General features: G+C 39.2%; 18 protein-coding genes. 7 read left to right on the top strand and 11 right to left on the bottom strand.

The window, feature by feature from the left end; genetic code table 11:
* The first annotated feature begins 117 nt into the window (after positions 1 to 117).
* Complete coding sequence (locus V7K40_RS32125; protein WP_334966930.1) at positions 118 to 1,464, top strand: NAD(P)/FAD-dependent oxidoreductase; 1,347 nt, start codon at positions 118 to 120, stop codon at positions 1,462 to 1,464.
* A gap of 835 nt (positions 1,465 to 2,299) precedes the next feature.
* Here V7K40_RS32125 and V7K40_RS32120 read toward each other — a convergent pair.
* The 3 genes from V7K40_RS32120 to V7K40_RS32110 all read right to left on the bottom strand — a co-directional run bounded on the left by V7K40_RS32120 (position 2,300) and on the right by V7K40_RS32110 (position 4,004).
* The gene (locus V7K40_RS32120; protein ID WP_334966929.1) at positions 2,300 to 2,566 is read right to left on the bottom strand and encodes a Precorrin-3B methylase; all 267 of its coding nucleotides are present in this window, start codon (positions 2,564 to 2,566) and stop codon (positions 2,300 to 2,302) included.
* 177 nt (positions 2,567 to 2,743) lie between these two features.
* Positions 2,744 to 3,280 carry a YbhB/YbcL family Raf kinase inhibitor-like protein gene (locus V7K40_RS32115; protein ID WP_334966928.1) on the bottom strand — a complete coding sequence of 179 codons (537 nt, stop codon included), beginning with the start codon at positions 3,278 to 3,280 and terminating at the stop codon, positions 2,744 to 2,746.
* Positions 3,281 to 3,386: 106 nt separating this feature from the next.
* Positions 3,387 to 4,004: a flavin reductase family protein gene (locus V7K40_RS32110; RefSeq protein WP_334966927.1), complete on the bottom strand. Its 618-nt coding sequence runs from the start codon at positions 4,002 to 4,004 to the stop codon at positions 3,387 to 3,389.
* A gap of 745 nt (positions 4,005 to 4,749) precedes the next feature.
* Here V7K40_RS32110 and V7K40_RS32105 point away from each other — a divergent pair.
* Together V7K40_RS32105 and V7K40_RS32100 are read left to right on the top strand one after the other, a co-directional pair.
* Positions 4,750 to 5,907 (top strand): XdhC family protein, encoded by a 1,158-nt coding sequence (locus V7K40_RS32105; RefSeq protein WP_334966926.1) that lies wholly within the window; start codon positions 4,750 to 4,752, stop codon positions 5,905 to 5,907.
* A gap of 12 nt (positions 5,908 to 5,919) precedes the next feature.
* Positions 5,920 to 6,588 (top strand): nucleotidyltransferase family protein, encoded by a 669-nt coding sequence (locus V7K40_RS32100; protein ID WP_334966925.1) that lies wholly within the window; start codon positions 5,920 to 5,922, stop codon positions 6,586 to 6,588.
* 820 nt (positions 6,589 to 7,408) lie between these two features.
* Here the strand turns inward: V7K40_RS32100 and V7K40_RS32095 are convergent.
* The 6 genes from V7K40_RS32095 to V7K40_RS32070 form a co-directional block, all read right to left on the bottom strand.
* Positions 7,409 to 7,870 (bottom strand): hypothetical protein, encoded by a 462-nt coding sequence (locus V7K40_RS32095; RefSeq protein ID WP_334966924.1) that lies wholly within the window; start codon positions 7,868 to 7,870, stop codon positions 7,409 to 7,411.
* Positions 7,871 to 8,767: 897 nt separating this feature from the next.
* Positions 8,768 to 10,159, bottom strand: a complete 1,392-nt coding sequence (gene nifE, locus V7K40_RS32090; protein ID WP_334966923.1) for a nitrogenase iron-molybdenum cofactor biosynthesis protein NifE — start codon at positions 10,157 to 10,159, stop codon at positions 8,768 to 8,770.
* Positions 10,160 to 10,949: 790 nt separating this feature from the next.
* Positions 10,950 to 11,135 (bottom strand): hypothetical protein, encoded by a 186-nt coding sequence (locus V7K40_RS32085; protein ID WP_334966922.1) that lies wholly within the window; start codon positions 11,133 to 11,135, stop codon positions 10,950 to 10,952.
* A gap of 670 nt (positions 11,136 to 11,805) precedes the next feature.
* Positions 11,806 to 12,183 (bottom strand): hypothetical protein, encoded by a 378-nt coding sequence (locus V7K40_RS32080; RefSeq protein ID WP_334966921.1) that lies wholly within the window; start codon positions 12,181 to 12,183, stop codon positions 11,806 to 11,808.
* Between the two features lie 21 nt (positions 12,184 to 12,204).
* On the bottom strand, positions 12,205 to 12,612 hold the full coding sequence (locus V7K40_RS32075) for a hypothetical protein (RefSeq protein ID WP_334966920.1): 408 nt from the start codon (positions 12,610 to 12,612) through the stop codon (positions 12,205 to 12,207).
* Between the two features lie 445 nt (positions 12,613 to 13,057).
* On the bottom strand, positions 13,058 to 14,125 hold the full coding sequence (locus V7K40_RS32070) for an NAD/NADP octopine/nopaline dehydrogenase family protein (protein ID WP_334966919.1): 1,068 nt from the start codon (positions 14,123 to 14,125) through the stop codon (positions 13,058 to 13,060).
* 645 nt (positions 14,126 to 14,770) lie between these two features.
* Between V7K40_RS32070 and V7K40_RS32065 the strand changes: the two genes are divergently transcribed.
* The 4 genes from V7K40_RS32065 (at position 14,771) to V7K40_RS32050 (ending at position 19,216) form a co-directional block, all read left to right on the top strand.
* Entirely contained in the window at positions 14,771 to 16,132 is a 1,362-nt protein-coding gene (locus V7K40_RS32065; protein ID WP_336884633.1) for a substrate-binding domain-containing protein, read from the top strand.
* 345 nt (positions 16,133 to 16,477) lie between these two features.
* Positions 16,478 to 17,356, top strand: coding sequence for a substrate-binding domain-containing protein (locus tag V7K40_RS32060; protein WP_334966917.1), 879 nt, complete (start codon positions 16,478 to 16,480; stop codon positions 17,354 to 17,356).
* 82 nt (positions 17,357 to 17,438) lie between these two features.
* Entirely contained in the window at positions 17,439 to 18,137 is a 699-nt protein-coding gene (locus V7K40_RS32055; protein WP_334966916.1) for an ABC transporter permease, read from the top strand.
* Positions 18,134 to 19,216, top strand: coding sequence for an energy-coupling factor ABC transporter ATP-binding protein (locus V7K40_RS32050; RefSeq protein WP_334966915.1), 1,083 nt, complete (start codon positions 18,134 to 18,136; stop codon positions 19,214 to 19,216). Before V7K40_RS32055 ends, V7K40_RS32050 begins: the two co-directional genes overlap by 4 nt.
* Before the next feature lie 347 nt (positions 19,217 to 19,563).
* On the opposite strand, the gene V7K40_RS32045 is transcribed toward V7K40_RS32050, so the two are convergent.
* Both V7K40_RS32045 and V7K40_RS32040 read right to left on the bottom strand, forming a co-directional pair.
* Positions 19,564 to 20,262: a type 1 glutamine amidotransferase gene (locus tag V7K40_RS32045; protein ID WP_334966914.1), complete on the bottom strand. Its 699-nt coding sequence runs from the start codon at positions 20,260 to 20,262 to the stop codon at positions 19,564 to 19,566.
* Between the two features lie 60 nt (positions 20,263 to 20,322).
* Complete coding sequence (locus V7K40_RS32040; protein ID WP_334966913.1) at positions 20,323 to 20,916, bottom strand: TetR/AcrR family transcriptional regulator; 594 nt, start codon at positions 20,914 to 20,916, stop codon at positions 20,323 to 20,325.
* Positions 20,917 to 22,137 lie beyond the last annotated feature (1,221 nt).

Below are 22,137 nucleotides of genomic sequence, written 5' to 3'. Positions count from 1 at the left end.
CTTTGACTACTTTCATTATTTTTTCAATTGTTCTAAATAAACGGCAACCTGCATAATAATTCTGTTATACCTTTGTTAAGAATAGTTACAACTTCTTAACACAAGGAAATATTTTTTATGGTAGTCTCACTTGAGAAGAATGTACCACATCAGGTAGTTATCATTGGTGGTGGCTTTGGTGGACTGTATGCAGCAAAGGGTCTGAATGCAGCGAATGTAAATGTTACTCTCATTGATAAACGTAACTTTCACCTATTTCAGCCGCTTTTATATCAAGTTGCCACAGGTACGCTATCACCTTCTGATATTTCTGCACCATTACGATCTGTATTTAAGAAAAGCAAGAATACAAAGGTGTTGTTGGGAGAAGTAAATAATATTGATCCAAAAGCGCAACAAGTTTTTTTGGGTGATGAAGTAGTACCTTATGATACATTAATTGTCGCCACAGGTGCTAACCATTCCTATTTTGGTAAGGAAAACTGGGAAAAATTTGCTCCTGGTTTGAAAAGTGTGGAAGATGGGATAGAAATGCGTCGCCGGATATTTGGCGCATTTGAAGCAGCAGAAAAAGAAACTAATCCAGAAATTCGCCGTGCTTTCTTGACTTTTGTAATTGTGGGGGGTGGCCCGACTGGTGTAGAATTAGCAGGTGCGATCGCCGAGTTGGCACACAAAACTCTCAAAGAAGATTTCCGCAGCATAAACACTTCAGAAACGAAAATTTTACTATTACAAGGGGGCCCTCGCATCCTCCCACACATTGCGCCAGAGTTATCGAAATCAGCAGCAGTAGCTTTGCAAAAGTTGGGTGTCGAACTCCACACTCACACCAGGGTGACAAATATTGAAAGTGATATCGTTACTTTCAAGAAAGGCAATGAATTTACAGAAATTACCTCAAAAACTATATTGTGGGCAGCAGGTGTCCAAGGTTCCCCAATGGGGAAAGTCTTAGCAGAAAGTACAGGTGTAGAGTGCGATTATTCTGGGCGTGTAATTGTAGAACCTGACTTGTCTATCGAGGGTTATGACAACATTTTCGTAATTGGAGATTTAGCTAACTTCTCCCACCAAGATAGTAAAGTCTTACCTGGTGTTGCACCTGTAGCTAAACAACAAGGAGAGTATGTAGGTAAACTAATTCAACGACGGCTTAAAGGTCATACTTTGCCACAATTTCATTACAACGATGTGGGTAGTTTGGCGATGATTGGGCAAAATTTAGCTGTTGTAGATTTGGGCTTCATCAAACTCACAGGTTTCCTTGCTTGGGCATTTTGGCTATTAGTTCACATCTACTTCTTAATCGAGTTTGACACTAAATTCCTAGTAGTATTTCAGTGGGCGTGGAATTACATCACTCGTAATCGTCGCTCTAGATTGATTACAGGTCGAGAACCTATTGTAGAAGCAAAAACTGTTAACAATAGCGTGCAACAGCCTTCTGTGAGACCTCTGTAACTTCAGTTATCACAGCATTAGTCAACGATGGTACAAAGGGTTATTAGAGTAATGAATACCGTGTTGGTGAGAAATCTTGGGCGAAGATTAGCTGTTCCAAGAAAAAGTCCATCCCAATGTACCTACTGAATCGAGTTTAGGAGATGGAGTCAGAGAAAACGGCAGTTAAGAAGATATTACAGGTGTTGAGAGTGTTGAAATCATAATTTTGATGCTTTGCTGACACCGGACTACATCAGTCCTCACCAGCTATGGCAAGGTTAGGTTAGTCAAGGAGACAGGAGACATACCATTTATACTTCTTAAATTCTCTTTGTTCAAATAACACTAACTTTATCAGTTTCTGTATAATGTTAGCGCAGTGAATGACTTTAGCTGCATCCTAAAAATCTGGAATGGTGAATGCACTGTTGGGTTGTAGTTCCTATTCGATTTAATTGATTACACCCCAGATACAGATATTTCTGCCCCTTCTGAGAACCCTCAGCAAGAGTAACGCATTAAGTCAGCGCTGAAAGTCTTCAGCAATTGATGCTGAAAATCAAGCCTGTTTAACGGCTACATAGCAAAAGTGATCGCCCCCCGTCACAGCAATGTGCTCGCAGGAAATAAACCAATAATGATTGGACAGAACCAAAATTCAGTATTCCAGAGCAATGCGAATATTGGAGTGACTTAATGCCATTAATGACTTAGGAGTTGTGGTTAGCTGGTGATATTGTTGCTAGATCATCCTCTTCCTTGGCTAATAAACACAACTTATTTGAAGATGCGATATGCGATCGCTCTTAGAAGAATACCAGCTCTGTGCATCTGTTACCTTGTGGAGACTGGACTATTTTGATTTTCGTGCTGACTTGGGCGGTGTCCGGTGTGCGCCAAAATATTTCTCACTACGGTAGCGTAGCCATACCCGCAACTCTTGCGGAATCTGCTCTTTTTGTTCCTTACTTAAAGTGTTGTAAAAAGCTAAGGCGCGATTGCGCTCACCTCGACAGGCAGCGTTATTGTGAGCATCCCAATAGCTACGGGCTACTCGAATGCGCCGACAAACTTCTTTAATTAATGCTTCTCCCGTAAGTGGAGCGTCCTGCTTGACCATACTTAAGTGTTATAAGTGTTATAATTTACTTTACATCCTAGTGGCGATCGCCGTATTGCTCAAATTTATTTAGAAACTCTGTTTAATCATAGCTACTTCCATTACTTTATTGAAGTAAGCTTGGGGAAAAATATGATTAAAAACATTGATTTTCACTGCGGAGTATGATTATTGATATTAGGTCTCATAAATTCCAATCAGCCGTGCTTGCTCGATGACATGATCGGCAAGCGCATCAAGGAGTTGCTCTCGGTTCAAGCCTGGTTTTAGGTCGAGTTTCTCGTTCAAGGCGTACAGCCAGAAATAGTAGTGATGAGGCCCATGCCCTACAGGTGGAGCGGGGCCAGTATATCCTGGCTTATTGCCACTATTTATACCTTCAATGAATTTGCTGCCGTCTGCTTCGGCAAGCTGACTAACGGTTGGTTCAATGCCGTAAATTGTCCAGTGAGTGAACCCGCGAGTCAGTGGCGCGTCTGGGTCATGGCAAATCAATACCAGTTGCTGAGTTTCTTCAGGCACTCCGCTCCACTCTAGTGGGGGTGAAATATTTTCGCCTTCACTGGTGTAGCGTTTAGGAATCCGTTCGAGGGTATTAAATGCAGGGCTGACAATCCGTAGATTTTTGATATTCAAGGGCATTGGCAATCTCCTTTCAATCCAATAAACTGAGTTAACTTGCTTAAGCAGCGGTATTTCAGTCTTGATATTCATGGTGATTTCATTAGTTGTCCAAAACAACATCCAATGGACATAAGTCAAGGGTGAATTTCACAAGGCACAAGGAACCCACAGACAACACCTGTAAATTAACATTCCATCATATCTTTGGAGTTTTCATCTCAAATGGTTGCCCAATCTTTGTATACTCAACTGGTCCACCTAAACGCATAATCGGCTGCATTCCCACAGTATCAACTAACCCTAAATCTTGGCGGTATAAGTCTTCACGCACATGAAATCGTAACACTCGACCCAATACCATCACATTATTGGTTCCTTCCACTGTCACTATTTGTGTAACTTTACACTCCATTGCCACAGGTGAGCTTTCAATCCGCAAGGGTCGGACATCTGTAGCCGGAATAGCTTTTAAGTTTGCTTTATCAAACTCGTTAACTCCATAGGGAAATTCCGTTCCTGTTTTAACCATAGCATGAGACAATGTTTCATCTACCAGATGACAGACAAATTCATCAACTTCAAGAATATTGCGTAACGTGTCTTTTTTTTTTGGCTCACGTCTATGATATGCAATTGAGAACATAATGGTTGGTGGAAAACCTGCTACTGCATTGAAAAACGAATACGGGGCGAGATTGGGAATTCCAGAGGCACTAATTGTAGACACCCATGCAATTGGGCGAGGAGCAACGATGCTTGTCAATAGATGATAAGGAGCAGGGTCTTTCATTTCCTGCGGCACAAATGATAACATAAAATTCTCTAATCTTGCGGGTGGTTGAGAGTATTCAGTAAATACCAAAAAATAAATTATTCAGGAGCTTACTGGAAAATCCATTAACTTAAGTTCAATACTTTTTGTCCATTTTTGGTATGGCTCTTTGGTCATAACAACTTAGACTTTGTGTGAAAGCAAAATTCAGCCTGTAGACAGATATTTGAAATGAGTGCAATAGACCTCCTATGAAAAAAATCCGAAGGGCTTTTCACAGGGTGTGGAAGTTTGCAACCATTAGAACTTTCCAAGACAAAGACGCAGAGAAAAAGTTTCAAATAAAGACTTTAGCAAAAAGTTTAAACAACTTTGCCAAAATTAGAAGTTACAAAAAATCAGTAATGTATGCTAACTTTTATAATATAGGACTTACGCACAGGTAACGGAAAACGAACCACAGAGGACGCAGAGATCACGGAGTAATGAGAGTTTGAGAGGGTTTTTGCGTAAGTCCTATAATAAATAAATAACTCAAGTTGACAACTATCCTGCGAGGTATGATTTCAGTGATATTTTAACTTATCTTGGGTAGTAGAACACCGTGATACCTGCGGCGGTAAACAACGCAGTCAGTCTCATGCATATGCTGTAATCATTAATGGGCGGCAATCGACTCGTATTTGACACTAGTAGCAATGCAGAATGGCACAGTCATCACATTGTTTTCATTGGAACTGCTTGCTCAAGTTGATAAACTGCTATAAATAGAAAAATAAGCAATCAAATGAACGAATTACAAGCAATTTTAGAAGGCTTCGAGTCAAGTCAAAAAAGTGGTGAAATCACTTTTCTTGCCACTGTAGTTAAAACTCAAGGTTCAACCTATCGCCGACCGGGTGCTAAAATGTTGATGACAAATGCAGGTCGGATGATCGGAACAATTAGCGCTGGTTGCTTAGAGAATGACGTATTTGAGCATACTCAACAACGAATGTTAGACGGCAAACCAATTGTTGTTACTTACGATAATACTGCCTCTGAAGATATTCTTTGGGGCTTTGGTCTAGGGTGCAATGGAACAGTGCAAGTTCTCATCGAACGTCTTGAGACAGAAAGCACACTGAATGCGATCGCTTTTACACAGGAGTGTTTTCATAAAAAACATTTGGGTATTATTGCTACAGTCTTTGCTTTTGAAGGCGGCGTAGATGTGAAACTTGGGTCGCGCTTACTGCTGTATCCAAACGGTAAAATTCTCACTGACATTAAAGATTCAAATTTAATTCAATCTCTGAGTGCAGACACTCAAGCAGCCTTTGCTAATCAAAAGTCAAGCGTAAACAACTATCAGTTACCTTTAGGCAATGTAGAAGTTTTTATTGAAGTCATTCAACCACCCACATCTTTAGTAATATTTGGTGCAGGTTATGACGCTGTACCCGTAGCACAGTTTGCTCAAGCATTAGGTTGGCAGGTTACTGTAGTTGATTGTCGAGCTAATGAGGCAACTAGAGCGCGATTTCCTATGGCTTGTGATGTAATTCTTAGTCGGCGAGAAATCGTCCAAAAACAGGTATTTATAGATGCCTACACCGTTGCTGTAGTGATGACGCATAATTATCTTGATGACCTGGAAATTTTGAAAATGTTGCTGCCATCTCCTGCACGCTACATAGGGGTTTTAGGACCAAAGGCGCGGACTGAAAGATTGATTGAAGATTTACGTTTGCAAAAAATAGTTTATACTACTGAACAATTAAAAAGATTGCATGGGCCTATTGGAATTGACATCGGTGCAGATACACCGGAAGGAATAGCGATCGCCATTATTGCTGAGATTCAAGCAGTGCTGACAAATCGCAGTGGTAATTTTTTAAGAAATCGCAATCAACCGATTCACCAATGCTATGAAAGCAACTTAAAGTTGCTAGTTACTAAATAGTTTTTATCTGTTATGGTATTTAACGCTGAACAAATAGGCAATGAAAAATCAACCATAGCCATTATGATTCTTGCTGCTGGTGCATCTACTCGTATGGGTACACCTAAACAGCTATTGCTTTACCAAGGACGTAGTTTTTTGCAATACATTACAGAAATGGCGATTGCTTCAGTTTGTCAACCTGTAGTAGTAGTACTTGGAGCAAATGCAGAACAGATTCATCCCCAAATTAAGCAACTTCCCGTTAAAGTAGTTAAGAACTTGGATTGGGCTTGTGGAATGAGTACTTCAATCAAAAGCGGTATTGAATTGTTAAATAATCTTCCTCAAAAAATAGAAGCAGTAGTTATTACACTTTGCGACCAGCCATTTGTTTCTCACCAAATTATTAATCAGCTTGTTGATGCATATTATTCAGAAAAAAAACCGATCATTGCTTGTGAATATGCGGGTATATTAGGTGTCCCATCTCTATTTAGTCAGATATTTTTTTCAGAACTTGCTGCTTTAAAAGAAACTTCAGGAGCAAAAAAAGTTATTAATAATAACCTTAATGAAGTCTTTTCCATTCCGTTTCCACTAGGTAATATTGATATTGATACACCGAAAGATTATAAACAATTGTTATCTATTACCAATTTGGCTTCTGAAGTTCAGATGGAACAAAACGAGTATCTGTGAAAATGGGAGTAAATAGAATGGCACGCAGCTATCAACGAAGCAAAAGGACTTGTTTTAAACTTGAGGATTTTTCATAGCAAGTGATGAATCGCATATTACTTCGGAGATTTGTTCGTTTCTTACTTCCACGCCACTTTTATCCAGTGATACCCTTTCTCCAGACAAGGGAACTGCCCAAGCACCATGACCATCAGTCTCTTTCTCTAGTAGGATTGAAAGTAGCGAGTAAGAATAACCAATATTAATAAGTTTGTTACCAATTATAGTATTCGATTGATAAATATACCCACGTTCAGCTAAAGTTTTGGCGTCACGACGCGGATGCGGTGTAGGTTAGAATCGTCCACCTGGAAGCAGGTTTCGACTGATGCGTTTGTTGCGGTGTGGTCGAAGGAAGTAGACCAATTGCCCAAGTTTACCACCGACCACATTCACTTGGTAACAGGAATACTTTTACTAATTTGGAAGGTACTACCACAGCAGAATAGTCGAGTATTTCGACTGCAATTAAGTAATGGAGAGAAAGTACTGGATCGTGTAATTAGTGCGGAGAATATTCGTAGATTTACTACAAAAAGGAGGAAGGAGAAGCAGCCGTCGGCTGCTTCTCCTTCCTCCTAATAATGATTATCATTATTTTTCAGGCGTTTGTATTTGTCAGTTTCAACAGTACGTAGGGTGATTACCTTGTCCCACTGGCAGCGTTTGAGTCTTGCTGATGATTGCTGTCCCCAAGGGCTTTGCTTCTGCTATGCATAATTCAAACATCCATCAACTTACGTCAATAGATATCTTTAGGATTTATCTGGTGTAGGGCTGCTTACAAATGAAAATGTAAACTGGTGCTAACCTCGCCTGCTGTATTAGTAGCTAAATTTATAATCGTCTCTTGCCCGTATACATTACTGTAAGTGTTAGTGCCACCTATGATGTTAGTTGTTATAGGCTTAAGTGCTCCTAAAAATTTAGTCTCATTGAATATTCCATCTGTGAAAATTTCACCACTAGATAGATGGTAAATTTCATGTAGATTTCCAATGATGTCACCATTTTTTAATTCTCGAACAAATATATTATTAATATCCTTCGTACCCACAAAAACGTTATTGGAATCAAATAGGTTGGCTGTATAACTCTGAATGTCTCCAACGTTAGGACTTGCTGGGGTTCCACTTCCAGTAAACTCCAAAGTTGAGACAATTGGTACTTCCTTAAATTGTAAGGTAGTAGCTCCTGTTAATCTATCACAAGTGGCTGTCGTTCCAGTCAATACATCAGTCATTATTTTAATCTCCGTTATAGAATGGGTTGGTTAACAAATTGAAAACCAACATTTCGCGCTTCGGCTGTGACAGGGGATTTTAAAAAATTATAGCAAAACAGAACAAAGTTTTGTAATTTTTTGTAAAGAAGGATACTTATTTTTTTTCTGACTTTTCACGGCATGTTGAAAAGGGTATTTTTAGGGTTTTCCAATCCCTGATTTTTCCACAGGTTTATTGTCAATAATCTAAAGATATTCATCTGATCGAAGTTCTTCTAGCAGCCGCCGCTCAACTCCCCCAGGCGCTGGTCTAACTTAGCGTCTAGTATTTTGTCTATTTTTGTAATAATTAACTCTAGAGAGGGCACGGCAGCGGGCGGGGGAGTTGGTGGTTTCCCCAACGCGGACTTAATTGCGTCGATAAGAAATTCGCTCAAACTAATTACAGATATAGGACTCATATTTTATTTTTGAAATATACGTAGGGGAGCCAGTGCCTTGCAGAGGTTCCCGACGCTCGATAGCGCAGCGTTAGCGATGTAGGAGCGTCTGACTCGCTCTAAGATCAAATACAAATTTATTATTTTAGGCGATCACACACGACTAAGCGGTGGTAGCGCCTAGAGCTACTGCGACTCCGACTCAATCAAAGTATTATATTTAACTCATTCAATAAATGCTTGTCCAAGAGTAATTGCAAAATAAATGTTTCGAGTTTAAGTAAAAACCCTCCATATGTGACCGCATGAATTAATTTCGGAAAAACACAAGTGATATTGCTAAAAATATAGCCTGCGCCCCAGAAATTTTGATTTGCCAAGCTGCTTGATGCTTGACTCCGGTTTACATAAATATTTTTACATACCTACTTAAAAAAGATCAGTCGTGCAATTCGGTCACTTGACAAATAATTTGTCAAGCAACATCAAGGTTGATTTTTTCATCCCAAGGCGCAGGTTTCCTAACTTGCTCCCACACAGGACTATACAAGGCTTTATACAATTCTCGTGCTAGTTCCACCAGCCCCATATAACCAGCGTAGGCATGATGGCGTTCATGGTTAACATCCAAAAAAGGAATTTGTGCTTTGAGTGCTGTATATTTATTGCCAGTCCCAGTAATCAACATATCAGCTTTTGTATCCTTTAAAACTTGTAGTAATACTTCCGAAGTTGCTTCAGGCAAAATAATGCCATCTTGACCAAGATATTGTTTAATTTTGGCTTTTTCCTCTTCTGTAGTCTTTGCATTAGTGGTAGCAATCACTTCCATTCCCAAATCTTTGGCAGCTAAAATAATCGACCAAATTTTTACACCACCAGTAGAAAGAATAATCCGTTTCCCTTTCAACTGGGCACGGTAGGGAGCTAGGGCAATATCTAAGGCTGCGTTTTCTTCTTTTATCAACCATTCTGTACGTTCTTGAAGATATTTATCTCCTAATGTTATTGCAATATTTCGCAAGCAATGGTTTAAGTTTTCTACACCGAAGAAAGATTCTTCAATATAAGGAATTTCATAAAGTTCTTTCATTGTTTGCGCCATTGGCAGCACTACATTTGAGCAAATAACTACATTCAACTTGGCACGATGAGCATAGCAAACTTCTTTATAACGAGCATCACCTGTAATTTTGGAGAGAACACGTATACCTAATCTCTTAAACAGTGGTAAAACATTCCACAAATCACCAGCAAGGTTGTACTCACCAATAATATTGATATCGAAAGGAGTAGTAAATTCTGGTTCTGCCGTTCCGATTACATATTTCAATAAAGTCTCATTGCCAATGCGATTACCTAAATTTTTACTACCAAGGAATCCAGGCGAATTTACATAAACAACCGGAATATCAATTTTTTGTGCAGCCAGTTTACAGATACTATCAATATCATCACCAATCAAAGCGGTAATACAAGTAGCGTAGACAAAAACAGCCGCAGGATTATAGCGTTGAGCAACGTCGAGAATAGCTTTGTACAGTTTCTTTTCACCACCAAAAATGACATTATTCTCACCAAAGTCAGTAGTAAAAGCAGTTTGGTATAATTGAGAACCTGATGAGAGGCTACCATGAGTTGCCCAAGGGTTATGAGTACAAGCAACAGCACCATGTACTAAATGAACAACATCAGTGATAGCTCCAACAGAAACCATCGCTCCATCTAAAGGGCAATTTCCTTGGCTTGCACCTGGTTGTGGTGATTTTGTGCAAGTTAGTTTTTTATTGTCACCCAATTTTTTGGGGTTATGTTTGCAAGCTATTTCGTTGAGTGGTTTGTTAATTATTACTTGAGTATTTTTCATGCCTTTCCTCGTACTGAAGATTAATGCAAAAGGGTCAAGATTTAGGAGCTAGAAGGCGCGGTATTGCTTGGCAAATTATTTTTTAGCTTTATTTATTAGCCTAAAATATGCTCTAGGTAAGCAATAGCTAAAATTTTTAATCCGAGTAGTGCTGCTTTCGATAAGTACAATTTTTGTTATTAACAACACGAATACAAAGATGAATGGAAATCGTTTTTTAGCTCTCTATTGACACTAATTTGGCAAATGGTCATTTAATTTGTCAGGCGATACAAGAAATATTCTTCGAGGCTTTGTATTCTTACAATAAAAATTCTTTGAGTTTCTTGATTTTAAAATCTTAACAATAATTGTATTTAATAATAGTAAAATTGATAACAATAGGATGAATTAACATTGAATATTATGAATATAGCAAATTAAAAATAGACTGTTTTGTCTAAACTTTTTCTAAAATAAACAAAACATTTATTAATTAAAATAGACAGACTATTCTAACTATATATAAGTTGATTATAGATGTTTTTTTTGGATAACTCATCGATAATTGCTCAACTCAAGACAACAGAAAAAGCACAGTTATGGGCTTTTTAGACTCTTTAGCTAATAACTGTAAAGTTTACATACAAGTAAATTACAGTATCTTCTTCAAGCTTCATTTTTTTAGTATACGACTCCAATTTAATTTTGTAAAATATCCTGAGACTCTGGACTTTAGACTAAGCAACAAGAAAAGACCCAGCAGGGCTGAGTTGAATGAAACAAGCTTTAAACAGGAAAATCTTGGATATTAAGCAGATTTTGGAGGTTCTTTGCGAGGCTTAGTTGTACTTTTTTTGACTATCGGATAGCGAATTCTACGTTGATGCTTGTACACAGCTTGACGAAATTCTTCTAGTTTGGCACGTTTCATATTAGCAGGCGAGAGTTGGTGGTTCAACTCTGGTGCTTCTGCTAATAGGGGGTCTGTGTTCAATCACACCCCCTATTTTTTTCTTTAAGTTCTACCATCTAGTCTAAACTCCAGTGAGACTGAAAAGCCCGTTTTCTCAGAGTTTTATCTAAAATCTTGTTCAGAAATTAAACAGAAGTCCTATATATTTTAAAATATTATCAATAAGTTGCTCAACATCTTTAGTTTAAATTGTGGTATCAGCAAATTATTGCCCTCAGTTGTTGCAAGTTGATCGAGTTGCAATGCCAGCAGTTCTAGCGCCTTACTTTGCCAAAAAGTAGTGTTCAATTTCTTTAATGTCTGGCAGGTAAAATAATTATATCCGCCCTTTCCTTCATAGTTGGCTGCGACTCCTTCCACATTGGCGCAACTAACTGCTGAACAATCTGAAAAGCAGAATCTTGAAGTAAAGGTCTGTAAGTTAAAATAATCGCTCGCATCTGATACCTAAATGTCAGTAAACCAAAAAGTTTTTCCCCAGAGGGTCATTGTCGAAGATTTTGTAGCCTACTACTGGCTGATTGGTGAAAATTCGTCGTGTTTAGATCCCCGACTTTTTTAAAAAGTCGGGGATCTAATTTTTCATGAATGATTTAGGACTGCTGTATCAAATTGATATTAAGAAGCCTAGACTTTTTGTACAGCAAGCCTTATGAGCTTTTTTAGTACAAATGCAAGGAGGAACTTCATCTTAGTCCGGCCGATAGTAAAACTCCCGACAAAGAAAATTGGGTTGGCTGCCATCCTTGAACTTGTGAAACGCAGCAATAACCCACAAATCTTTGTTCATGTTCGCTGCCAAGAAGGATTCCACTGAATCGTGATCATATCTTGCACAGAAAGCCTTCTCATTGATATTATCTACAAACGGTGTTACTTCAGTCTCACCCCAATCTTTGAGGGACTGGGCACCATAAGCGTGCATAATAATTTGCTGATTATCCTTGGTTAAAGTAAATTTCTCGATCCATGTAGTCTCTGTGTTGGAGTTTATCCAGGTTCCTAAATAAGGCGTGAAATCAATCACGGTGTCCTTGGGCTGGTTACCGTAAATTTCGTTTCGTTCCATCTTGAAATCTTCCTCTTATGACTAACGATGAAAAAACTCACGGGCAAAATGATCAGTTCGACCACTACCATCTATATAGCGGGTATAGGACTGAATGACCAAGATTCCCAATTTTTGATTTGCCACCAGATGTGTCTCAATCCCGTCTAGCTTGTAAAAAGCGTGGAATCCTCCTGCTGTAAGTGAAGTTCCTACAGCGTAAGGTACTGCCTCAACCTCACCCCAGTCAATTGGTGAGGGTTTGTTGGCTCCATAACCCTGAAACACAAGGCGACCGTCTTTTTCTGTCAGAACCACCCGCACCAAATAATTAGTATCCGATTTAGTATTGATCCAGTTACCGACTAAAGGTGAGAGGTCTATCGGCTCCTTGATGGTAGGACGCTGGTCAGCCTGCATATAGTGTGCGTATTGAGTTGTTTGTGTCACGAGCTAACTCTCTAAATGAATAAATTGGAGCATTTTAATAATAAATATAAACTACTTTTTCGCCTATATCTAACTAAGATAATATTTTATTAATAAATTAAGTTAATCGTGATTGGATAAAATAGCAAGTGGCAGAGAAAAATTTTGTTTTCTAAGTACAATATTTTATAATTTCGCCGCTGTTTATCATCAAGATTCTCCCTGCCCTAATCACTGACTGAGAGCTATTTGACAATTGTCCAGATACAGGTTAGTTAAATAATTAGAGAAAATTAATTACATAATTTTTTCCAAATTATTGGAGATTTTTTCAACAGATGCGATAAAAGTTTCCTAACTATAGTAAGAATCTATATTAATTAATTAATACTTAATAAACCACTATAAAATCTCAATATAATTCAACTCTGCTGAATAGGAGGGCAGGCCAAAGATGGTAACATTACTAAAGTTCTTGACTGAGCTGATGCCGATCCAATTTTAAAAACTCAGCAGTCCACTCCAGAGGTATGTCAAGGAACTTGTTTCCTATTGTGATGCAACTGTCCAGAAATGGTGTTTCCACTCCAACTAGACGAGCTAAAACTTGTAAGGGAAAACAGCCATAAGGCAGATCCTCTATCAAATAGCGGTGATGAGGGTTACACAGCGTCGTGCTGGAGTAGGCTCCAACCTGCTGCATATGTTCATAAAGGGATGATCCGGTGGTTCCATATGCGATTTGATAGTGGGAAATGATATCAATTAAGTTGAGCACTCCTAGTGCTTCACCCACTACTATGCGATCGCGATCCAAATGGTCAATGAGTCCAACAGTACGGGAACCAAGGTTCAGATAGGGGTTGTAATCCTCACCAGATTCCCATTTTGCTAATGAAACCAGAAGCAGAGGAAGGTGGATAATGTCATTAACTTTATTCAAATTAATTTCTAAAACCGAAGCAGCAGCCCATAAATTACTAAACACAGTTTGGTAAACGCTCACAATCCGATTTGTCATGGTTCGGTTCTGAGCTGCTACAAAGAACTTGTTAGTAAGCATGCTAATCCTGATTTTATCCTCCGTATTGCCGCGACTGACGAAGGGAGTATTATTGACATCAGCTACAGCAGGCAACTGTTCCTTAGCTATTCCCAATCTTTGAAGTACGTTACAAAAAACTCGACCTGCAAAGCGACTAGCACAGAAAACCAGAATGTTCATTTGAGGATTGATATGTTCAACTAGAATCCTGGCATAGGGTTCGATGTCTTGACCACGACAACAGATCACCACATTGATTGGTAGTCTACCAGCATTTAGTTCCGCCAACTCATAAATATTATTGGAACAAGCTGCAACTGGATAACTTCCCGGAGAAACTGATCCAATTGAGTGAATGGTTCTTGTTTGGGCAAGAATGGAAGAACGGCGAGAGAAAAGGTAAACAGTATATCCTTGATTACTCAGATAGACAGCTGTCGCTAAACCAATATGTCCTTTCCCTACAACCAAATAGCTAGTATGTAGCATCTGCCTATTAGTTTATCCGAAAACCATAAACAAGGATATCTTAAATTCACCATTCGGATAAGAATTTTGTTTAGGCCTTGCTGAATCAAAGTGGGAATTATGCGCTCACCTCAAGGCTGCAAGCGTTGTACGTCTGCATCGGCACATAACCATATTTAGATAATAACTACAAATTCTTATTCTGACGAAACACATCAGCAATCAATTTTCCAGATGTGATCTCTAATAAAAATCTGATGATTAACATCTAGGCACAGAATAGATTGCACAAAAATATTTCGGTTTTAAATCGTTAATTTACAAAATTAGGAAAACTTCTGTATTTATAAATACAAAAATTTGAAGAATATCAAGGAAAAACTTTTTATCTTTAGCAATTATTTTTGCCATACGTATGGTATTCTTGCTAAAAGGGGGATAAAAAACAGTAACGAACGAACAAAAAGTCTGAAATTACTTAACTTCCCGTCCACAACGACATAGATCTGGCAAGTATATTGACAATATGTAAACAAAATTGCAAAAGCATTAATAAAACCTCCAGTATAAAAGGCGCAGATTAGAAGACCTTGCTATTACTTAGATAGTTAAATGTGTCTGCTACAGCTTTTTGTAATGGAGAAATACAGCCTCATGAAGCAGGATATGAATATTTCCAATAACCTGAAGGCAATTAGGAATCGTCTGGGCATGAGTCAGCAAGAACTAGCTAATATAGCTGGCGTAACTCGTCAGACTATTGGTGCTGTGGAAACGGGACAATGTGCTCCTTCTGTTACTATTTCCTTACGTTTAGCTAAGGCACTTGGTTGCCAAGTTGAGGACTTATTCTGGCTAGGAGAGGAGGATTTACCCAAAATTGAGGCGATTCTTGCCGATTCGGCCTCTAACCTACGGCAATCACAAGTTATTCTAGCGCGGATTGGGGATCGATGGATAGCTTATCCTCTATTAGGCAGAGATGCTTTTCACATGGAAATGATTCCATCTGATGGTGAGACAGTTGCAGTGAGTGGCGTTAACGCAAGCGATAGCGATAGCGCAGCGTTAGCGAGTAATCAAGCGTCCGTAGGAGCTTCACCCATAAGGGTGGATGGGTTCCCCAGTATTAAGCAAACTGCGATTAGCGTCAGCGGTAGCGATAGCGCAGCGTTAACGTACCCTATCGAGGAAGCAAGCTACGCGCAGGATCTCGTAGACAGAAGCGAGCGTCAAAACGAGCTTTACCTGAACAGTGAAGCACAGAGCCAGACAGGTACAAATAAAGTCCTGGTTCGGCTTCTGGATAATATGGACAAAGTGTACAAGACAGTTGTGATTGCTGGTTGTACACCCGTGCTTTCGGTGTTAGCAAGAGCAACTGAACGCTGGCATCCGCAACTGCGAGTCCATTATCGTTTCGCCCATAGCAAGCCTGCATTACGTAGTCTATGCCGAGGTGAAGTTCACATTGCAGGGATGCACTTATATGATCCCCAAACAAAGGAACATAATATTCCCTTTGTGCGGGAAGCTTTAGCTGGTAGAAGTGCTGTTTTAATCACCCTTGGAGTTTGGCAAGAGGGATTGTTAGTCCCACCAGGAAATCCAATGGGAGTTAAAACAGTTTCCGACTTAGTAGAATTTGGAGCAACTGTTGTTACCCATGAAGTGGGTTCTGGTAATCGGATGCTTTTAGAACGGAAACTCCTTGAAGAACGAGTGCCATTCGAGGCGATAAAAAGATTTGACCAAATCGCTCACAACCATCAAGATGTTGCCTTATCTGTAGCCTCAGGAATCGTTGATGCAGGTATCAGTACGGCATCTATAGCTGCTACCTTTGGTTTGGGATTTATTCCCCTTCATAGTGCGCGATACGACTTAGTAATTCTCAAGGAATACTTGCAAGAATCACCAGTACAGCAGTTTCTCAATATCTTGGGAAATCGGCTAGTGCGATCGCAATTACAAATTCTCGGCGGTTATGACATCAGCAAGACTGGGGAAGTTGTAGCAAATCTTTAGAGTCACGAATTATCACTTCACTATGAACAACCATGCCAAACGCATCTAAATTACTTTTGATCGCAACCAAGGTTAAAAACCAACAAAAAATCAGCATTTCTTAATGCATTTGCCCCGATCAGATCGTCAAGGGTTGCTCAACTGCATATTTCACCATTATTTTCCAATTTTTCATTTTTATGGGCAGACAACAGTTGTGACTACAGCGAGCGTTATGGAAGTAGGGAAAGGAAATTACGATGTGGCGATGGCGATTGCATACATTTTACTCCTGATTACATACACCGTTATTGTGTTGCTGACTATCCTACAGCATGACATAAATTATATATTCCTGGAGGTTTCATGATTCGGAGAATTTTCATTGCATGTTTGGCTTGTTGCTTGGTAATTCTGAGTGCTGAAGCGAGTGATATACTGATCAAGCAAAACCCAGCTATTGCCCAGTCCCCAGCAAATAAAAATGTAATCGTGGCAATGACAACGAGCATTGAGGACAGTGGGCTGCTAGATGATTTGGTTCCAGCGATTGAAAAGAAAACAGGATACACCTTAAAAAAGGTTGCAGTCGGCACCGGACAGGCTTTAGCTTTAGCTGAAAAGGGTGAAGTTGACGCACTGTTCGTCAATTCACCAAAAGCCGAACGCAAAGTTTTGGCAGGTGGTGCGGTAACTAATCGGCACTTAGTAATGCACAATGACTTTGTGATTGTCGGCCCAGATACTGATAAGGCAAAAATTCGAGGGAAAAAGAATGCTGTAGAAGCATTCTCCCTGATTGCCAAAAATCAAGCCTTGTTTGTATCGCGGGGTGATGACTCAGGTACTAATAAGCTAGAGAAAGATTTATGGCAACAGGCAAAAGTCACACCCTTTGGCAGTTGGTATCAGCAAACAGGTTCAGGAATGGCGCAAACTTTGCAAGTCGCTAATCAAAAACTGGGATATACCTTAGCAGATCGAGCAACCTATATATTTCAAAAGAAAAACCTGTCTTTGCCAATACTGGTGCAAGGAGATAAGAAACTGTTAAATCTCTACCATGTCATGGAAGTAAATTCTCAGAAATTTCCCAGGGTGAATAGTGCAGGAGCTAAAGCGTTTATTAATTATGTCTTATCCCCTGAAGGACAAACACTGATTGCAGCCCACGGCAAAAAAGAGTTCAAACAACCGCTATTTTATGTTGATGCCAGTAAAACGGAGAAAGATTACGGCTTTTAGAAAAAATTGAGTATAAGATCATCAAGGGTTGCTATACTGCATATTCACCATTATTTTCCAGTTTTTTAAGAGATTTGTATTTGTGAATACAATCATCGAAGGAGCTTTCAAAGCTCTTGAGCTATTAACCAGTGGCGATAGTGACGTTTTCCAAGTAATGACGATGACATTGTTTGTATCTGGAACAGCTACAGCTATTAGTGTTTTGCTGGGACTACCATTAGGATTATGGCTAGCATTAGTGGATTTCGTCGGCAAGCAGACTCTGACTAGTTTGATTAACTTCGGCATGGGACTGCCACCTGTAGTAGTCGGTTTATTCGTCAGTCTGTTTCTGTGGCGGTCTGGCCCGTTAGGAAATCTTGATTTGATGTACACGTCCACAGCTATGATCCTAGCTGAAGTCATCATTGCTTTTCCAATTGTAGCTGGCTTCAGTTTTGCGGCAATTATCAGTATTAATCCAAAACTACGCTGGCAACTGCTATCAATGGGGGCGACACAGTGGCAAGTCAACTGGTTGCTAATCAAGGAAGCACGGTTAGGGTTGATGGCTGCAATCATGGCTGGTTTTGGTCGTGTCATCTCGGAAGTTGGTGCATCCATGATGGTGGGCGGCAACATCAAGGGGCAGACAAGAGTTCTGACTACAGCGATCGTTATGGAAGTAGGGAAAGGAAATTATGATGTTGCAATGGCGATCGCATACATTCTACTTTTGATCACATACACCGTTATCGTGTTGCTGACTATCCTACAGCATGACAAGAAAATTCTATGAGTACTAACGAGTATGTCCTGAATATGCGACAGGTTAGCGTCGATAGCAAAACACGTAAAAATATCCTGTCAATTGAAAATTTTGCAGTCCGTCCAGGAGAACTAGTCGCTGTGCTTGGCCCCAATGGCGCTGGCAAAAGCACTTTGTTAAGAACAATCAATCTGTTGCAACCTTACTGTGGTGAGATGCAATTATTTGGACAGGATATCCGTAGTGCCAATAAAACATTGTTGCGTCGTCGTTCGGCTCTGGTATTTCAGGAAACATTACTACTGGATGACACTGTTTTTAATAATGTTGCCAAGGTATTAAAGTTTCGCAAAACACCAACACATAAGATTAAGCAAACAGTATATACTGCACTTGCAACTTTTGGCTGTGAACACCTGGCAAACCGCTCAGCTCGTTCTCTGTCCGGTGGTGAAGCAAAGCGGGTTTGTATTGCCTGCGGTTTAGTTGCTGATTCAGAATTGCTGCTTTTGGATGAGCCTTCTGCCTCTTTAGATGTGGGAATACGTGCCGAGATGATCGAGAAAATTAGACAATGGGCCCAAGCTAGGGGAGCAGCAGTCATATTAGTCAGTCATAATTTTACAGATATACTGCATTTTGCTGATAGAGCGATCGCTTTATTTGACGGTTGTATTGTCCAGGATGATAGCTTGGAAACTATTATCCGCCGACCAGCTAACAAGCAGCTTGCAAGATTAGTAGGGATAGATAATATGATTCCGTGTCGAGTAGAACGGAGTAGCCGTGGAAGTTTTATCAAACTTGCAAACGGGATAGAGTTTTTATATCCTGGGGAAATCACAAAGCTAATTACTGCATGTTGTTTATCTGGCGATATTTTCAATCTTTACGATACAAGTTCTTTAATATTGCATAAACCTTGGTCAGTAATTATTGAAGGGCTAGTAGAACGGGTTTTAAATGGTATCGGGATTTGTAGTATTTGGGTTAAAGTGGGAGAACAAACTTTAATCGCCAGAGTGCCTCGGAATCATATATCTGGCAATGTATATCCCCATGAAATGATTAAGCTGGCATTCAATGCGGCAGATGCACATTTTGTTTAGAAAAAATGGCGTTGCTGAATTGAGATATAAAATTTAATTGTAGCGTTGGATATAAAAGCTGTTGTATTTACTTTCGATTCTCGGCTTTGCATAATTAAGGGATGAACTGTCCTCATTGTGCATCAACCCATATTCGTAAGAACGGGCATCAACGTGGTAAATAAAATTACATCTGTGTATCATGCAACGTGCTTTCCGCACGAGACACTGCGCGTTCACGTAGCGTTGCGAAGGAAAGGCAGTTCCCGTCGATTGCAATAATGATTGGCTCAAAGGAATTGTAGCGAAGTGGTAGGTTAAGCGAGCGATCGCTTAAAGATGGGTTACTTTATTGCGTGATAAATAATTTATTTTGTAAAAGTTGCAAAATAATCTAAGATTTTGTGCATAGCAGTGTTTATATTACTAAAATTATCATCTTGTCCCAGCATTTCTTCGGGTTTCTGAATATATTTACCTACAACTAATTCCGAAGCGCAATTTTCAATAATTAGCCGAACGCTGTCTTGAGTTGATTCTAGGTGAAATTGTAAACCTAATACTCTATCTCCATAAATGAAAGCTTGGTTTGCACATACTTCACTATAGGCTAATCGTACAGCACCCGAAGGTAAGTCAAAAGTATCACCATGCCAATGAAACACAGAAAAAGACGCAGGGAATGAAGCAAAAACAGGATAATTTTGTGCTTCTGTTGTCACTTCAATCGGATACCAACCTATTTCTTTTTCCTGACCTTTGTAAACTTTGGAACCTAAAACATCAGCAATTAATTGTGAACCAAGACAAATGCCAATAACTATTTTATTCTTCTTGATTGCTTCTTCAATAAAATGTTTTTCACAAGTCAACCAAGGATACTTATCATTCTCGTAAATATTCATTGGCCCACCCATTACTATCACCCAATCTAAGTGATCAACAGATGGTAAAGTGTCACCATTATAAAACTTAGTTGCAGAGAGAATATAATCTTTTGTTATTGCCCACTGTTCAATGCTAGCAAGTCCTTCAAATGGCACATGTTGTAAGTAATGAATTCTCATCCCTGACTGCTCCGAACTTAGTTGCAGTGTGATTTTTTAGATTAAATCATATAATAGACTTCATCTAATGCCGGATTTTGGTGCAGTCTGGATTAGGGTTGCTGCTACTTTTTTTGCCTGTGAAGCAGTTGACCAACTTCCTTCCATCATCGCAACCACGATTGCACCTTGCATGAGTAGAAGCAGTTGTCGGGCTAACTGTTCCGGTGATAAAACTTCACTAGATTGAGCAAGGCTCTTGATGTAACGGTAGATCGATTGTTGATGCTCTAATGCCACTCGATGTCCAGGGTGGTCACGATTGGCTAATTCTACAGAAGCATTAATAAATGCACAACCTCGGAAATCTGGCCCCTCAAACCATTCCCGCAGGGCATCAAATATTGCCAACAGTTGTTGGGACGGGTTAGAAGCTCGTTTCTCTATTGTGGTTTTTAGCCATTCGCACCATTCTTCATCCTGTTGTCGCAACCAAGCTTCAATCAATGCATCTTTTGACTTAAAATGATTGTAGAGCGACATTTTAGCAACGCCAGATTCTGCAATGATTCTATCAATGCCAACGTTGCGAATTCCCTCTCGATAAAACAAGCCTGATGCTGTACTTAGGATGCGCTCGTGAACAGATTTACGGGTTGTTTTCGATTTAATCATTTAGATCACATCCTTAAATAATGTGTAATTTTTAAATCCTTCATCAATAGAACTGACAAAAATTTTTCTAATTTCAGAATTGTTTTAAACTTCAATTTTAACTAGCTTTTTGAAGTGATGGTATAAAGATAAAAAAAATTGTGAATTAGAAAACACTCTTAACCATTGTTGGATTCCTTGTAAAGACCAGGGTGTTTCATCTAGTACACTGTGGCAGAAGTTTGCCTATCTTTAACAAGGGGCTTAAGCCTCTTGTTAAGCCCCAAGTCTTATTAATTGTGAGATGGGAAATGGATTTACGCACTTGCTGTACTAGATAGATGTTAAGTTAAGTTTGTTTTATCTAGTTACTTAAATTACAAACACTGTTACTGATTGCTTATTCTATTCTTTGATTCTTTCTAAGGACTTGAGAAAGAAACTATCTGTAAATAAGAGAAGGTTTAACCAAATAGTAATTGATGAACTGCAAGCAGACCAAAGTCCCCCCGAACTCCGGAACTGCTAGCGATCAAGTACTTCCACAATCCTCCAGAGACTTATGGAGCAAGACCATCAGTTCATCAAACTATTGGTTAACTCATGGGATTTGGTTTCTTCACTACAGCGCCCAAGTGCTTGGAGATCCTTTGTGCTTTAGCGATTTAGATTCCCTATAAATCAAGAATATCATACATTCGGCCAATTTACTTGCGCTGACCAATTAATTTACAAACAGTATTCGTGGTTACAATTACTCATCAGCTAGAGAGTTTTCAAGCAAACAATTATGTTCTTCCTATTGTTTTAAGTTGAGCAAATATCGCTAAATTATCTAACTGAGACATCTAGATTCATGACAGTAATTAAATTATTTATCTTCTCATATATAGTTAGACTAGTCTGTCTATTTACATAGCCAAATTTCTTATATGTTTAAGAAGATATATTGTCATAAAATTAGACAGAACTGTCTAATTAAAACTGATTTATTTTTTGATTTTCAACATTTATTATCCGAACTGTTACGAGATTTACTATTATTAACTAAAAAGGTTGATAGGATTTTGAAATCAAGGAAGTCAAACAAGTTTCTTGATCAAACCAAAGATATAGAAGAATTTCTCTTCTTATCAGCTTATTGCACAAGGAGCAATCAGCCATGCCAATGAAGTTGTTTAAGTGCGACGAATCGATTCCAGAACGGGAAAAGCACATATATATAAAAGAAAAAGGAGAAGA

Source organism: Nostoc sp. (assembly GCF_036917195.1).
Lineage (GTDB): Bacteria > Cyanobacteriota > Cyanobacteriia > Cyanobacteriales > Nostocaceae > Nostoc.
The sequence above is the reverse complement of the archived record's forward strand: the minus strand, read 5'-3'. Positions and strand labels throughout refer to the sequence as shown.